General features: G+C 32.1%; 16 protein-coding genes and 1 tRNA gene. 8 read left to right on the forward strand and 9 right to left on the reverse strand.

Translation table 11 applies throughout. The features are described 5' to 3' along the window. Positions 1–3: 3 nt before the first annotated feature. From J2T59_RS05140 to purC, 3 genes are all read right to left on the reverse strand, one after another. Positions 4–77 (reverse strand) — tRNA-Lys (locus tag J2T59_RS05140). 230 nt (positions 78–307) lie between these two features. Then, positions 308–1,756, reverse strand: coding sequence for a phytoene desaturase family protein (locus J2T59_RS05145; protein ID WP_259134645.1), 1,449 nt, complete (start codon positions 1,754–1,756; stop codon positions 308–310). Between the two features lie 20 nt (positions 1,757–1,776). Beyond that, positions 1,777–2,487 carry a phosphoribosylaminoimidazolesuccinocarboxamide synthase gene (gene purC, locus J2T59_RS05150; RefSeq protein WP_259134647.1) on the reverse strand — a complete coding sequence of 237 codons (711 nt, stop codon included), beginning with the start codon at positions 2,485–2,487 and terminating at the stop codon, positions 1,777–1,779. Positions 2,488–2,828: 341 nt separating this feature from the next. Here purC and nikR point away from each other — a divergent pair, with 341 nt between their 5' ends. Beyond that, the gene (gene nikR, locus J2T59_RS05155; RefSeq protein WP_259134648.1) at positions 2,829–3,251 is read left to right on the forward strand and encodes a nickel-responsive transcriptional regulator NikR; all 423 of its coding nucleotides are present in this window, start codon (positions 2,829–2,831) and stop codon (positions 3,249–3,251) included. Between the two features lie 12 nt (positions 3,252–3,263). On the opposite strand, the gene J2T59_RS05160 is transcribed toward nikR, so the two are convergent. Continuing rightward, a complete protein-coding gene (locus tag J2T59_RS05160; RefSeq protein WP_259134650.1) occupies positions 3,264–3,551 on the reverse strand; it encodes a hypothetical protein in 288 nt (95 codons plus the stop codon). A 97-nt stretch (positions 3,552–3,648) separates the two neighbouring features. On the opposite strand from J2T59_RS05160, the gene J2T59_RS05165 reads away from it, so the two are divergent. After that, a complete protein-coding gene (locus J2T59_RS05165) occupies positions 3,649–3,987 on the forward strand; it encodes a hypothetical protein (protein ID WP_259134652.1) in 339 nt (112 codons plus the stop codon). Here J2T59_RS05165 and J2T59_RS05170 read toward each other — a convergent pair. Then, on the reverse strand, positions 3,965–4,288 hold the full coding sequence (locus tag J2T59_RS05170; protein WP_259134654.1) for a hypothetical protein: 324 nt from the start codon (positions 4,286–4,288) through the stop codon (positions 3,965–3,967). The genes J2T59_RS05165 and J2T59_RS05170 overlap by 23 nt on opposite strands. A 271-nt stretch (positions 4,289–4,559) precedes the next feature. Between J2T59_RS05170 and J2T59_RS05175 the strand changes: the two genes are divergently transcribed. The 6 genes from J2T59_RS05175 to J2T59_RS05200 all read left to right on the forward strand — a co-directional run bounded on the left by J2T59_RS05175 (position 4,560) and on the right by J2T59_RS05200 (position 12,514). Next, entirely contained in the window at positions 4,560–5,459 is a 900-nt protein-coding gene (locus J2T59_RS05175) for a presenilin family intramembrane aspartyl protease PSH (RefSeq protein WP_259134656.1), read from the forward strand. Positions 5,460–5,768: 309 nt separating this feature from the next. Continuing rightward, complete coding sequence (locus J2T59_RS05180) at positions 5,769–6,299, forward strand: ArsR/SmtB family transcription factor (RefSeq protein WP_259134658.1); 531 nt, start codon at positions 5,769–5,771, stop codon at positions 6,297–6,299. Between the two features lie 141 nt (positions 6,300–6,440). Next, positions 6,441–9,098 (forward strand): DNA mismatch repair protein MutS, encoded by a 2,658-nt coding sequence (gene mutS, locus J2T59_RS05185; protein WP_259134659.1) that lies wholly within the window; start codon positions 6,441–6,443, stop codon positions 9,096–9,098. Positions 9,099–9,102: 4 nt separating this feature from the next. Continuing rightward, positions 9,103–10,869, forward strand: a complete 1,767-nt coding sequence (gene mutL, locus J2T59_RS05190; RefSeq protein ID WP_259134660.1) for a DNA mismatch repair endonuclease MutL — start codon at positions 9,103–9,105, stop codon at positions 10,867–10,869. Positions 10,870–10,913: 44 nt separating this feature from the next. Then, positions 10,914–11,930, forward strand: a complete 1,017-nt coding sequence (locus J2T59_RS05195; RefSeq protein WP_259134661.1) for a cobalt-precorrin-5B (C(1))-methyltransferase — start codon at positions 10,914–10,916, stop codon at positions 11,928–11,930. Beyond that, the gene (locus tag J2T59_RS05200) at positions 11,927–12,514 is read left to right on the forward strand and encodes a cobalt-precorrin-7 (C(5))-methyltransferase (protein ID WP_259134662.1); all 588 of its coding nucleotides are present in this window, start codon (positions 11,927–11,929) and stop codon (positions 12,512–12,514) included. The genes J2T59_RS05195 and J2T59_RS05200 overlap by 4 nt, the downstream gene beginning before the upstream one ends. A 35-nt stretch (positions 12,515–12,549) precedes the next feature. Here J2T59_RS05200 and cbiQ read toward each other — a convergent pair whose 3' ends face one another. The 4 genes from cbiQ to J2T59_RS05220 form a co-directional block, all read right to left on the reverse strand. Further along, positions 12,550–13,311 (reverse strand): cobalt ECF transporter T component CbiQ, encoded by a 762-nt coding sequence (gene cbiQ / locus J2T59_RS05205; protein ID WP_259134663.1) that lies wholly within the window; start codon positions 13,309–13,311, stop codon positions 12,550–12,552. Between the two features lie 18 nt (positions 13,312–13,329). Then, on the reverse strand, positions 13,330–13,788 hold the full coding sequence (locus J2T59_RS05210) for a hypothetical protein (protein ID WP_259134664.1): 459 nt from the start codon (positions 13,786–13,788) through the stop codon (positions 13,330–13,332). Further along, positions 13,785–14,420, reverse strand: a complete 636-nt coding sequence (cbiM, locus tag J2T59_RS05215; protein ID WP_259134666.1) for a cobalt transporter CbiM — start codon at positions 14,418–14,420, stop codon at positions 13,785–13,787. Before cbiM ends, J2T59_RS05210 begins: the two co-directional genes overlap by 4 nt. A gap of 115 nt (positions 14,421–14,535) precedes the next feature. Next, positions 14,536–15,564 carry a PGF-CTERM sorting domain-containing protein gene (locus J2T59_RS05220; RefSeq protein WP_259134668.1) on the reverse strand — a complete coding sequence of 343 codons (1,029 nt, stop codon included), beginning with the start codon at positions 15,562–15,564 and terminating at the stop codon, positions 14,536–14,538. Positions 15,565–15,755 lie beyond the last annotated feature (191 nt).

Raw genomic sequence — 15,755 nt, forward strand, 5'->3', positions numbered from 1 at the left:
AAACGGGCCGGAAGGGATTTGAACCCTCGGCCTATGGATTAAGAGTCCATCGCTCTGCCTGACTAAGCTACCGGCCCATTTCTTAAATCGTAGTCAGTTTTAGTTGCTATCTTTATATATAAAACTTCCTTATTATAACTACTTGTAATTAGTATAATGCACTGTAACATAAAATTAAAAAATAAGAATTGTCAAGTAATTTTTGACCTAGTGTTGTGATTTTAACTTATATTCTCAGTACTAGGATTATGACAATAATTTTTTGCTAATTTTATGTTTAGATTAGTGGTTACATATGAGTTTATTATTAGTTGTTTAATATTCCATCTTCTTTAGCTATTTTCAGTAATTCTATAACTGAGTATGCAGCTCTAGTTATTCCCATACTCCTATTATCTGCATCTGTCCCAGCAACATATAGATTTTCTAGTGGAGTTCTTATATCAGCAAAAGTACCATTTATTGTAACTGCGCCTTTTTCTGGTACTGAGATTTGTTCATGCTTCATTTCAATGTGATTTTTTACAGCTGGAACTGCAGAAAATATTGTTGAATAAGCTTTTTCTATCTCTTCATTTTCGTCTTTGTTTTTATCTATTATAAAAGCAAACCCAATAAGCTGTTTTCCCTTAGGTGCAAGTGATGAATCATAATTACTAATGGGCATTGCCCAATATGGAAAATCTTTAAACCAAATTTCAGAGCCAATATAGCTGAACTCATCTAAAATGGAATCAAGTCCTAACCAAATTGTGAGACTTTTACTTTGTTCAATATTATTTACTTTATCAATATAAGAGACTGGAAATTTGCTATAAAGTGTAGGTAATTTTTTTGCAAATCCAGTATAAATAACAGTTTTTGCTTCGTAGACTTCATTATCTGTTTTGACACCAACAACTTTTTTGCCTTCTGTAATAAAACTCTTAACTTCAGTATTTGTGATAATTTCTACACTATTTGGTAGAGATTGAAGTATTGAGTTCAATAACGCTTTCAACCCTTGCCGTGGATATCCTTGTGAACTACTCGATTGATTAGTTGCTAGTCGCCCTAATGATGTTAAAGGTACAGAAAAAGTACTCATTTTATTACTAAGTGGCTTATGAAGTTTAGACGGTATTACTGATTGCAGTATTGTGTCGGCTTGTTTCCCTTCAATTTTTCCTATATTTGCTTCAAATTGTTCTTGCGTTATACTGTCTCTAACAAATGCACTCCCAGTAAGTATTCTATGAACAGATGTATACTCCATTGATTTTCCAGAGAGAAAATAACATATTGCATTAACGAAATCTTTAGTTGTTTTAGATAGATTTTCAGGCAAAGTGCTTTTAACTGATTGCTGTGAAAGATTGATTCCAAATGTAGAAAGTGTTAAAGCTTTTGTGATCCCCTGTGCAATAATTAAACGATCTTTTTTTGGAATAGGCTCAAACCTGATAAATTCTTTTAAATTCGAGGGAACTGGCCTGAAATCATTTTCAGTTCTCGAGTAGTAAGTGCCATAGTTTTCAAACACAGGGACATAATCAAAATAGTTGTCCATTAACCTTTTTAGAGGGCCTACCTCAAGATGGGTTATTGCATGCGGCCCGGTATCTACTTGGAATCCCTCTACCATATAACTATTGCACTGACCACCTACAATTGAATCCTTTTCTAAAATAAGGACTTTTTTCCCATGTTTTGACAAAGTAAGTGCAGATAACAAGCCACTTATACCTGCGCCTACAACTATAGTGTCGTATTCCATTTTTTAAATCCTTTATTTTATTAAAATATTTCAGGAACAATTCTTCTAGCTACTTCTTCATATGCTTTAGAGAGATCCCCTTTATCAAATCTAAATAAATCCTTATCTAAAGAATCACCAGTCTCTTTATCCCAAAGTCTACATGTGTCACAAGATATTTCGTCTGCAACAACTATATTTCCATCAACTCTTCCAAACTCTAACTTAAAATCAGGAAGAAGTAAGTTTTTTGTTCCAAGATAATCTACAAGTATTTTATTTATTTTAAGGGCCATATTTTTAAGCTGATCTATTTCTTCACGAGTTGCAAGATTCATTGCTACTGCAATATCTTCATTAATCATAGGATCAGCATATTCATCACTTTTAAAATCCATTACTATTACAGGCTCTTGAAATTGAGTTCCAGGTTTAATAGGATATTTCTTAGTAATAGAACCTGCTGCTATGTTTCTAGGAATTACTTCAATCTTTATAATTTCAACAGCATCTACAAGCATTTCAGTGTCAGAAACCATTTTAATGAAATGTGTCTTGATTCCACTTTCTTCTAGCATTTCAAATATTTTTTTAGATATTTGCGCGTTAAAATACCCTTTACGTTTAACTTCATTTTTCTTTTTCCCATCAAAAGCCGTTAAACTATCTCTAAAATCCGCGATAAGTTCTTTTTGCTTATCGGTTTTATAGATTGTTTTAGCTTTTCCTGAATAGAGTATTTCTTTCTTCATTTGCCTTCACCATATAAGTGGATTTAATTTTAATGTAAATAGAACTTAAGATTAATAAAAGTATCACTTGTTTCTTTATAAGCAAAATTGATTGCCTTTAATTATGGATTTGTATATAAAGAAATTCATTAGTTTGTACAACTACATGACTTTTGTTAGTTTAAATTTTACTTTAAGTTAACTTTACCTTGTCATACTATAGAAAATTCAATTCAATTAGCTAGAATTAAATGATAGTTTATAATGGAATATAATATATAATACTTCAAGCATTAAACAATTAATATTAAAATACTAAAAAATAGTATATATCTACCAATATTTTTTAAGTAGGTGGTAATATGTCAAAAGAACTTATGAGAATAGGAGTTTCTTTACCTGAAAATCTTCTCACCAAATTTGATAAAATCATTGAAAAAAGGGGCTATTCGTCACGCTCTGAAGGAATAAGGGATTCAATTCGCAATTATATAGCTCATTATGAATGGATGGGTGATATTAAAGGTAGAAGAGTGGGCACAGTATCACTTATCTATGAACACACACAAAAAGGGCTATCTAATTCTTTAACAGACATTCAACATGACTTTTCATTTATTATCAAATCATCTATTCATATACATCTTGATGAAAGCAATTGTTTAGAAGTTATAGTGTTAGATGGAGATGGGGTTCAAATAAAGTCGTTTGCTGAAAAGTTGATGGCACTCAAAGGTGTCAATTTTGTAAAATTACATACAGCCCCCCCGGGTGATAAACTTTAAGTAGAAATCATATCAGATATTAATCCTTACATCTATCACCGAATCTTCATTAGCCTCAATTTTTTTTACTTTTAGGATATTGCCTATTCTATTGATGAACTTTGTTTTAGTGACTTTAACTTGATGCCCATCATTTATGTGTTGACTAGTATGTATGACTAATATATCGAAATTATTGGAATTTTTTCCAATTTGTGAGATTAAATTTTTTATTATTTGTTCAAAGTCGGAATATATTAGAATTTCTGAATAATTCCCAGTTTTCTTAATAGTTCCAATCGGTTCTAAACTAATGCGCATAAACGCACCTCTTTAAGTAAAATATATATTGCAATTTATCATCTATGAAACACAACTATCCATATATGTATTTCGCTAAAGAATAAAATTGATTTATATGGCAGATAAAAAAAAAAGCCGAGATATAAAAATAGTAAAACCATGCGTAGATGAACCTGATAGGTTTATTGCTGAATCAAGGCTGAAAAGTTCTGTTGTTATGGAGAAACTTTGTGCTGTTTTGGAAAAAAAAACAAAAGAAGGTACAATCTCAAATTTGAAATGTTCAATCAAACTAGGTGTAGCAAAATTTGAATTCGGTGGAAAAACTGTATTTATCTATAAGAATGGAAAAATTGACATAAGAAGAATAATTGATTTAAGTGATGCAACAAGTATTATTTCATTCTTAGAGGAAATGATTAAAACTGCATTTATCGATACATCCTTCTGTTAAATGTTTCAACGGTTTCATCCATTTTATCAATTACACCATCCATTTTTTTCTCCATATTATCTTCAACACTTTGAATGTTGATTCTTGTAGAGCGTTCCTTGTCATCTAGTTTTTTATCAATTCTTCTCAGTCTCATATCAACTGAAAGAATCATTGCAGCTAAAGATGCTACTAAAATAACAGCTGATAAAATGATAAGTGCATTTGAATACTCGGTGTGAAAACGACTTAACCATTCATATGTAAAGACAAAGGCAGAGACAACCATTAAAATCGAAAATACAATATCTCTAACTTCCATAATTTCCTCTCAATTTTATATAATCTAGTATATTATACTTTTCAGTTAAACTTAATGATAAACATTGATTTCATATTATTTATTCTAAACGACTTAGTCATATTATTGTGATTATATATTGTATATTGCTTTTATTTGATCATTAATTGATTTATTTTTATACTAAAGCTCCTTGAATGGCAAAATATAATATCTGATTAATATGTATTAGGATAGAATTCATATATGCTTAAACCCTTTATATTATCAGTTAAGAATTGGAGATTGGCCGTTGCTTTCAAAAGAAAAATTGTTTAAAGACTACGTTCCCATTTTAGTAATGATTATTTTTATATTAATTGTTCAATTATTAGCTCTATTTCTATCAATTCCTATGGAAGCTGGGGATATGCAAGCATTTGAAGATCCTGAATCTGCTGCAAATCCACTATATTATATTGTCTTGATTCTGCTTTTCACCGGGTTGATACTTCTTTCAATAAAGAAGAATATGCAATGGATCATACAGTCCATTGTATTGCTGGCTGTTATGGCAACTCTTTATTTTGTAGTTTTTGTAGTTTTAGAAAGCATAGGTTTTTCTTCAATTATTGGGTTATTAGCCGCAGCCTTGATTTCAGTAGGTTTAACTTCTATTTTATATGTTTATCCAGAATGGTATATTATTAATTTCACTGGAATCATTATTGCAGCAGGTGCAAGTGCTATTTTTGGAATATCTCTTGCAATTGGGCCAGTAATACTGCTGCTAATTATTTTAGCTATATACGATGCAATTTCAGTCTACAAAACAAAACATATGCTAAGTTTGGCAGATGGAGCTATAGATATGAAGCTACCAATATTGTTTGTGGTACCAAAGAAATTAAACTATTCGTTCAAACAAACAAGTTCAAATAAACATAATAAAGATGAAGCGTTTTTAATGGGGCTAGGAGATGCTGTAATACCAACTATTTTAGTTGTTTCTGCATATGTATTTGTTGACTATAATGGCTTAATTCCTTATCATGTTCTAGGTGCTATTTTAGGGACAATTATAGGGTATTTCACATTAACAATGTTGGTGATGAAGGGAAAACCTCAAGCAGGACTTCCATTTTTAAATTCTGGGGTAATTCTTGGATATGTTGCTGGTTGCTTGATAGGTGGTATCCCTATATTGGGCTGATTTTTGGTGTTAAAATAAAAAAATATAGATATAAGAAATCAAAGTAATCTTTATTCTTATTAATAATACTTGTTAGCAAATTAAGTATATTTTAATAATCAATGAGACATTAATGCTTTCAATGTTGACATTTTAACTATTCGACAAGATAACGAACTTTGCAAAAAAATAGATCCTACAATTTTAAGTTAAAAAGTCATAAGAAGCAATAGATGTTAAGTTTTGTAACAATCTATTCTCTAAAAGTGGAAATGATTAGATTTTGTTAAACATGCATGCTAGACAAAAAATTAGTGGTACTTGATTAATATGGGAAATAATGCTAATATGGGTAATTCTGATGATTTATTTACAGCTTTAGGATGTGCTACAAGACTACGGATTTTACAGTTAATCTGTGATAAAGAAATGCACATTAGTGGCATTGCAAGAGAGTTAAATATATCGGTACCAGTAACCTTAAAACATATAAGGATATTGGAAAAAGCAGGTTTGGTTAATAGAGAAATTTTTGGAAATTCTCATATTCTTAAAGCAGATATAAAAGGCATTTACCATGCAATAGGCACATTTGCTCCAAAAAAAACCCTCGAAGTAGAATCAGGGACTAGTTTACTTGATGCCCTAAAAAAGATATCTTCAGTAAAATCTAAAAAAGTAGGTGATAAAGAAATTATTGTTTCAATAAATGGGGAGGAGGGGTTTTTTGTATATGAGCTAAATGGACAACTAATTGATAAGACTGTTCAAGAGTGTTTTTTTGAAGAGAATGCTTTTGTTGAATGGAAGAAGCTTGAACCAGTTACTAAAATCAAATTAAACATAATTGTAAAAAAGTAATAGTTATGCTATAATCTAATAATGTTTTTAAGTATGCTAATTATTAGAAACCTGAATCTACTATCAAATGATATTGATGCTTTATCTATTGACAGCGAAATTTTCTTATGAAACCTTTTCAATCTAAACTTGGGTATTCACATGAGTAAATTAACACCTGCAATGAGCCAGTACTATCAATTCAAAAAAGAATATAGTGATAGCATTATTTTCTTTAGGATGGGTGATTTTTATGAAACTTTTGATAATGATGCAAAAGTTGTTTCAAAAGAATTAGATATCACTCTTACTAATAGAGGTAAGAGCAAATATGGCGAAAAAATGCCATTAGCAGGAATACCTTATCACTCGCTGGATAATTACTTACCACGTCTAATAAAAAAAGGATATAAAGTAGCCATATGTGAACAACTAGAGGATCCAAAGAAGTCAAAAGGTGTTGTGAAAAGAGGTGTTGTTAGAGTAGTTACACCTGGGACAGCAATTGATTCTTCAATGTTTGAAACACCTTCAAACAATTACTTAATGTCAATAGTGGGAGAAAAAAGTGAATTTGGCTTATCTTTTCTTGATATTTCTACTGGAGAATTTCTTACTACACAGTTTAAGGACAATCCACCATATGATAGAGTAGCTAATGAAATTGCAAGAATGAACCCTTCTGAATGCATAATGTCACCTACAATTCAAGATAATGCCGAGCTGTATAGTCGAATTAACTCATTTTCATTACTTGTAAATACTTTAGATGAAAAATACTTTGATTTGTCCCTAGCTGAAAAAAGTCTAAAAGACCATTTTGGTGTGAACACTCTTGAAGGAATGGGTTGTAGTAATTTGGTATACTCTATTTCTGCGTCTGGAGCAACTATTCAATATGTTGAAGCCACCCAAAAAAGATCACTTTCTCATATCAATTCTCTTAGAATATATTCTGAATCGGAATTCATGACACTTGACGCTATTACTTTAAGGAACCTTGAAGTTGTTAGTAACGTACGTGGTAGTGGGAAAGATTCGACCATTTTAGGTGTCCTTGATGAAACTATGACCCCTATGGGAAGTAGAATGCTTAAAAAATGGCTCTCAAAACCACTTATTGTTACAAGCGAAATTAATCAAAGACTCGACTCAGTAGAAAATCTTGTTCAAAATACACTTGTTAGATACGATATCAGAGCTTACCTGTCTAAAGTTCGTGATATTGAAAGACTTACTGCCAGGATAGTTTACGGAAATTCAAATGCCAGGGACCTAGTTGCATTAAAAAGGTCATTAGAAAACATCCCTCACATTGATATTTTATTAAAAGAGTTGGACTCTGACATCTTCTTAAAACTAAGAGAGCAAATTTCCAACTTCAAAGAAGTTGAATACCTTATTAACCTTATTGATAAAGCAATAGTTGATGAACCCCCTCTAAGCGTAAGAGAAGGCGGTTTGATCAATATTGGGTACAATAAAGAACTAGATGATATTAGGACTATGTCAAAAAGCGGAAAAGAATGGATAGCTTCTTTCCAAAAAAAAGAAAGGGAAAGAACTGGTATAAAATCACTTAAAGTAGGATACAATAAAGTTTTTGGATACTATATTGAAATTACAAAAGCTAACTCTTCAAATGTGCCCGATGATTATATAATAAAACAAACAATGTCTAACTCTGAGCGGTTTTACACACCAGAATTAAAAAAATGGGAAGAAACTATTATTTCAGCTGATGAAAAGATAAACACACTGGAATACGAAATTTTTTCAAGTATAAACCAGGAAATTGCAAACTATGCTGAAGATTTACAACATACCAGTATTACAATTTCAAAAATTGATATTTTTTCTACATTTGCAGAAATTGCTGTAAATAAAGGCTATACAAGACCGCTCATATCGAATAATTTTAGTATTACAATTAAAGATGGTAGACATCCAGTAGTTGAACATAATGTTTTAGATGATTTTGTTCCAAATGATACAGAAATTGATTGCTTCAAAAATCAATTTTCTTTGATTACTGGCCCTAATATGGCAGGTAAATCCACTTATATGAGGCAGGTAGCTTTAATAGTTATCATGGCCCAGGTAGGTTCTTTTGTGCCTGCATCATATGCATCAATTGGCATAGTGGATAGAGTATTTACAAGAGTTGGTGCATTTGATGACTTGGCTAGTGGTCAAAGTACATTTATGGTTGAAATGGTTGAACTAGCAAACATCTTAAATAATGCAAGTGAAAGAAGCTTGATTTTACTTGATGAAATTGGAAGGGGGACTAGTACATATGACGGCTATAGTATAGCAAAGGCAGTAGTTGAGTATATTCACAATAAAAATAAGGTAGGTGTAAGGTCATTGTTTGCTACACATTACCACCAACTAACAGACCTTGAGAATAATCTTGAAAGGGTAAAAAACTATCATATAGCTGTTAAAGAAGACGGAGAGAAACTGGTTTTTTTGAGAAAAATAGTTCCAGGTTCAACAGATAAAAGCTATGGTATACAAGTAGCAAGACTTGCGGGTGTTCCTCGTAAAGTCACCCAAAGAGCAAAAGAAATTCTCTATAATATAGAAAAAGAAGATTATCTTGTTGAAAAGAAAAAATCAAATTTTAAGAGATTAGCAAAAAATGAACATAAACAATTAATATTCGCTGTTGAGCAGGAAAACAATGAAAAAAATGATATTCACTCAACTATATTTAAAGAACTTAGTGAAATAAACATAAATGAACTGACCCCCTTAGATGCACTCAATAAACTTAACAATATTCAAAAAAAGATAAAAGATCAAAGCGAGTGATTTTTTGAAAAATAGCGTATCAAATATTAATCAACTTGATGAAGATACCATAAATAAAATAGCTGCCGGTGAAGTAATAGAAAGACCTGCATCAGTTGTTAAAGAATTAATTGATAATTCTGTTGATGCAGAGGCATCAATAATTAATATCGAAATTGATAATGCAGGATCTGATACAATAGCAGTTATTGACAACGGTGTTGGCCTATCAAAGGCAGATGCTACTTTAGCCTTTAAGAAATACTCTACAAGCAAAATCAAAAATATAAAAGATCTAGATAAGCTAGCAACTTTTGGTTTTAGGGGAGAAGCATTAGCATCAATTGCCTCTGTATCTAATATTGAACTCGTGACCCGTAAAAAAAGCATGCAATCAGGCCTTCATATTTTTATTGATAATGGCTCTTTTAATCAAATCTATGAAGTTGGAGCTAATGTGGGAACTAAGATAATTGTAAGAAATCTTTTTTATAACACACCAGTTAGAAAAAAATACTTAAAAAGTAAGCGCACTGAAAATTCACATATAGTAGATGTAATCACAAAACACTCTATTGGAAATCCAAGTATTTCTTTTAAATTAAAGAATGATGGAAAACAACTACTAAATTCACCAGGCTCCAAAAACTTATTAGATACTATAGTTCATTTGTTTGGAAGTGAACTTGCAAAGTCTTTGATTCCTTTGGAGGCTGAATTGGATGATATAAGGCTTACAGGCTATGTAGCAAAACCAAACTTTACCAGAAGTAACAATGATCAACAGTACATATATGTAAACAACAAGCCTGTCTCTTCATCATCTATAAGTAATGCTATCAAGCTAGGCTATTATACTAAAATTCCGAAAGGAAGGTATCCTATAGCTTTCATCAAGGTTGAGGTTAATCCAGAGCATGTAGACTTTAATGTTCATCCAACTAAAGCAAAGGTGCGGTTATTTAATGAGAATAAAGTATTGGATTTCATAACCACCTCGGTTGAAAAGGCTCTATCAGAATCAAGTGATTTCTTATATATTTCTAAGAAAAAAAAGCAGCCTAAAAAGACACATGAAACAAATGACATAATTAATTCTAGTAATCATAAAAAAAATGTCTCTGCATCTTTTAGTTATACAGCAAAAGACACCCAAAAACGAATAAGGGACAGCGAAAAGAGACTGGCCAAAAATAGGTTGGAAGAAGATGAAAAATCAAATCTGACCAATATAGAAATAGTTGAACAGTTTGATGATACGTATATACTTGCAAAAATGAACGATTCTCTGGTAATTATTGATCAACATGCAGCACATGAAAGGATTATTTATGAGCAACTAAAGTTCAATGATAAAATAACATCTCAAGAACTAATTTCCCCTATTACATTAGATTTGACCCCAAAAGAAAAAGAAGTGATTGAAGAGTACATTCCTTATTTAGAAAAGGAAGGTTTTGAAATTATTGAATTTGGTCCTTCTAGCTATGCTGTAAGTTCAGTACCACAGATATCATATGCTCTTGAAGATCCGAAATCTGTTCTTGATATTATATCTGATTTGATTCAAGACGGCATTGTTAATGACGATACTACAATACGTGAAAGTATAATCAAAAAAATGGCATGTAGAGGAGCTATTAAGTCCGGAGCAAAGTGTAATTTTCAACAAATGAAGTCTTTATTATCTCAACTAGCACTAATGAGTGATCCTTTAACATGCCCTCATGGAAGACCAACGATCATAGCATTTGATCGTGATGAAATAGATAAAATGTTTAAAAGAAAATAATTGAATACACTGCATTTATATCTTAAAAGAGGAAACTAGATAGCATGATAGATCCAGTGAATAAATCTGAAATTCCAGATGAGTGGATAGAAATTTCTTCAATGGAGTCAACAAAATTGATTGAAGGTATTAATAAAGGTATTTATGTACTTCTGAGCAATGGTTCAATCTTGAATAGAGGCTATACAACAGGAACCACGGCAGCTATTGCTGCGAAAGCAGCAGTCTTATCACTAAAAAGTGAAGTAAATCATGTATCAGTTCCTACTCCTGTAGGAATTAGAGCTTCTATGGCTGTAAAAAGCACAAATGGCTATGCATCTGTAAAAAAACCATTTAATGACCATGAATCAGACATAACAAAAGAATTGGAGTTTGAGGCTAGAGCCATAGAGACTGATGAGATTCAGGTAGATGCTGGACGTGGAATTGGAATTGTTTATCGTGATGGATTACAAATAGATAAGGGCAATCCTGCAATTAATCCAGTACCCATGAAACAAATAAAGGCTGCAATTAAAGAAGCTGTAGATGAAATTGGAATTTCAGGTGCAAAAGTGACAATTTCTCTTCCCAAAGGTGAAGAAATCGCTAAGAAAACCCTTAATTACAAAGTAGGAATCAAAGGCGGGATATCAATTGCAGGAACAACTGGATTTGTAGAACCATGGAATGACCATTTAGGTGAAATGAAGGTAGATTTAATTAAAGAATCTTCAAAGGTTGTTTTGACTACAGGAAGACTTGGCATTCGCTATTCAAATATTTTATTTCCAGACCACACTGTAGTTTTAGCTGGTAATCGTATTTCTGAAGCGTTGAAAGTAGCCTCTGGCGATGTAATAATCTGCGGATTGCCTGGTTTGATTTTAAAATGGGGGTATCCTGAGATTCTAGAGAATACGCAATATGCATCAGTAGCTGAAATGATTGCAAATGATTTAAAATCTGAACAAATATTAAAAGGATTTCAGCTAACAGCTAAGAAGGCAGAAAATGCTAGAGTTGTAATCGTTAATAGACAAGGAACCATTATATTAGATAGTGAGGAGCTAAAATGATTGTAGTGGGTATTGGTGTGGGACCCGGTATGCTCACAGAAGAAGCCATAGATGCTATAAGAAATGCAAATATAATATATGGATCAAAGCGATCTATCGAAATGGTTCGAGAATATATCACATGTGAATCAAAAGTGATAAAAAACTATAGAAACTTTGAGGATTTACCAAAGGATGCAGTAGTTTTATCTACTGGCGATCCTATGTTTTCAGGGCTTGGAAAATATGCATCTGAAAGTGACTATATAATTCCTGGAATTTCGTCACTTCAAATTACTTGCTGTAGATTAGGTGTAAGTATTGATCAAAAATTCGTTGCTATAACTTCCCATGGACGTAATCCAGCTGCTGCAAAAGAAGCTTTTATTCAAGAGCTAAATCTTGGGAAAACAATATTTTTATTACCTGCAGATAATTTTGGGGTACCTGAGATTGTTAAGATAATTAAGGATTCATCCTCTGATGCAGCTATACATGTATGTGAAAATATTGGTTATACCGATGAAAGAATTGCCTCTGGAACTATAGAGCATCCTCCAGAAGTTAAATCTAAACTCTATAGTATTATGGTAATTCCTAAATAATTCCTCTTTAACTAGAAAAATCTTTTTAACAATTATTAGCTTATTACAGGAATTATTTGCACAATTAAAGCAAATATTAATAAAATAGTAGATATTAAGTAATCATTTCTATTCATACTAAAGGTAACAAATAAATTAGGATTTCCTGTGTAACCTCTAGCAATCATTGATCTATATACTCTTTCTCCTCTATCATAACTTTTTATCAATAACATTCCTATCATATTTCCAATAGCCGAGAAACTATACATGTCAAGTTTAAATTTAAATCCACGAGCATACATAGCAGTTCTAAGAGTTGATAGCTCATCTATTAAAACAAAGATATATCTATAGGAAAAAGAGATAACTTGAACCATTACGTTTGGTATTTTAAGCATATACATTGCTTTTATTATTTCATCGAATTTGCTAGTTGATAACAATAAAAATGCAATCATTAAAGCTGCTAAAGCTCTTAAGAAGATAAGTGCACCTAACTCAACTCCTTGATTGGTAACATTAAGATATTTTAAATCAACAATAATATTACCTTCAACTGTAAATGCCATCACAATAATTATTGTGAAAACAAAAAATGCTGGAAATTTTAAACACTTAGTGACAAAAGATAGGGGAATTCGTGAAATAATCACCAAAAGTATAGAGAATATAACTGCAGTTATTGCTATAATAATTTCAGATATAAAAGCGAATGAAAAAATAAGGACTATTAGTGAAATAATTTTAGCTCGAGGATCAAATTGATGTAATGGAGTTTCTAAATATGAATATTTGTCAATCTTTGGATAACTCATATTTAGACTCCTTGAATCTCAATTATTTTTTCTTCTAGCAGATATTAACATTCCTACTCCTGCAAGGCCAATCAAATACCCAAAACCCGCGAAAACTGCAATAGGGGTTGAGAGTTGACTAGAACCTGGAGAAGTTCCTCCTTCTTTGACATTTATAGTAGCTTCTTCTTGATGTCCCCAATCGTCATATATTTTTATTCTATACTCTTCATAACCGTCTTTTGGGGTAAAGGTATACAAACCATCTTCATCAAGTGTATCTTCAATGTATAATAACTCTTCTCCATTTTCGTCGATTGCATAAACCACAATATTTTCATTTGAAAATATGTCAGTTTCACTATGGTAGCCAAATACTTCAATTTCAACATTTTGGGTTACATCCATATACACAGCATGTCCTGAAACTGGGGTTACAAACCCAATTATGAATATTGAGATAAACAGGAATGTACAAAGTATATTGAATCTATTCATTTAAGATCCTCCTTGATTTTTAATTTCATTGGTAAAAGTTCTGGTTTAACTCTAGCTATATACGCAACTATTGCTCCTGTAAGAATCCCTTCAATTACTATAAGGGGTAAATGTGCAACAAAGGCTACTTGGGCTAGACCATAGAAGTCTTGTCCGGTAGATACTAGCACGACTACTAGTAAAACTGCTGACATTGCTATAGCTAGCCCCCCACAAATGACAGCAAGAAGTTTTAAAGATATTCCTTTGCCATACCCACCCTTAAAGATATAATAAACTATTATAGCTGGTATCCCAACCATTAAAGCATTTACTCCAATTGTAGTTATGCCACCGTGCTGGAACAAAAGCGCTTGCAAGATTAAACCAACAAACATAGAAGCATAAGCTATCGGCCCTAAGATTACACCTATCAATCCATTTAATATTGGGTGGACACTTGTAGGACCTATCGGTAAATGAATCAAAGAAGCAACAAAAAAAGCAGCAGTCATGATAGAAAATTTAGGAATCTCTTCTACAATATCAACTTCTTTCATTCTAATTCTAAAAGTTACAAATATTAATATGATAGTAATAATCCATCCAGCTGCGATCACGGGCTCAGATAATACTCCATCTGATATATGCATATTATTTTACTCCTTTTTAAAGCATTACTGATATAACTAATAAAGTATAAAAAAGTAATATAAAGAGTAACAAACATTACCTTAAAGGGTAATGTCTGAATTTAAAGGTTTACTTTTATTTTCTTCGTGCAAACAATGCAACTGCTAATATTCCAGCTAGAGCAAAAATAGTTTCAAATCCTGGAGCATCCTCTATATTCTCAAACTCAGGTTCAGGTTCAGGTTCAGGAGCGGGTTCAGGTTCTAGTTCATTTTTAATTGTCTCTGCATTATCTCTTATATTCTGTGCAAGATTACGCAGATCACTTCTTGAATCCATCCATTCATCCCTTAAGGTCTCATCATCAGGGTTTTCCTTATATGCTTGGAATGCAGCTTCGAAGTTCTGGAATTCATCTTGCATATCGTGTAGATCGTCATGCATTTCATCTGCAATTGCAGCATGTGATGCAGGTACATCGCCGTAAAGAACATGTACTGGATCACCGAGGTCAATGATATATCCTCTTAGACTTTCCATTCTTTCCTCAGCTTTATTGAAGTCATTTTCATCATCAATATCGTGTCTCATATCATGAGCAGCTCTATCTGCCTTATGAGCTAGTTCGTGAATGTTAGCAGCAACTGACTTAATGTTTCCATCATCTGAATGGCTTGTTTCGTGTCCAAGTTCATCTTTAATTGTCTCTGCATTATCTCTTATATTCTGTGCAAGATTACGCAGATCACTTCTTGAATCCATCCATTCATCCCTTAAGGTCTCATCATCAGGGTTTTCCTTATATGCTTGGAATGCAGCTTCGAAGTTCTGGAATTCATCTTGCATATCGTGTAGATCGTCATGCATTTCATCTGCAATTGCAGCATGTGATGCAGGTACATCGCCGTAAAGAACATGTACTGGATCACCGAGGTCAATGATATATCCTCTTAGACTTTCCATTCTTTCCTCAGCTTTATTGAAGTCATTTTCATCATCAATATCGTGTCTCATATCATGAGCAGCTCTATCAGCCAAATGAGCTAGTTCATGAACATTTCCAGCAACACTTTCAATATTATTATCGTGCGAATGTGCCATTGATGGGGTAGCTGCTAAGACTATCAAAATACAAGTAAATATCAATATATTTCCAATTTTCATTTAGTTACACCTCATACAATTTTTGAATAAGAGCTCTATAGATTTCATTAGAGTAATTTTCCTTATTGTGTTACGGTAGCTAAAAATAATGTTATTAGTTACTTAAGGGTAACTATTTGAATAATACTCATTACCTTTTTAGTTAATAATACTTGATTTAAGGTAAACTTGTGTTGTTAAAAAAAGGATGT

This window comes from Methanosalsum natronophilum (assembly GCF_024808815.1).
GTDB classification, from domain to species: domain Archaea; phylum Halobacteriota; class Methanosarcinia; order Methanosarcinales; family Methanosarcinaceae; genus Methanosalsum; species Methanosalsum natronophilum.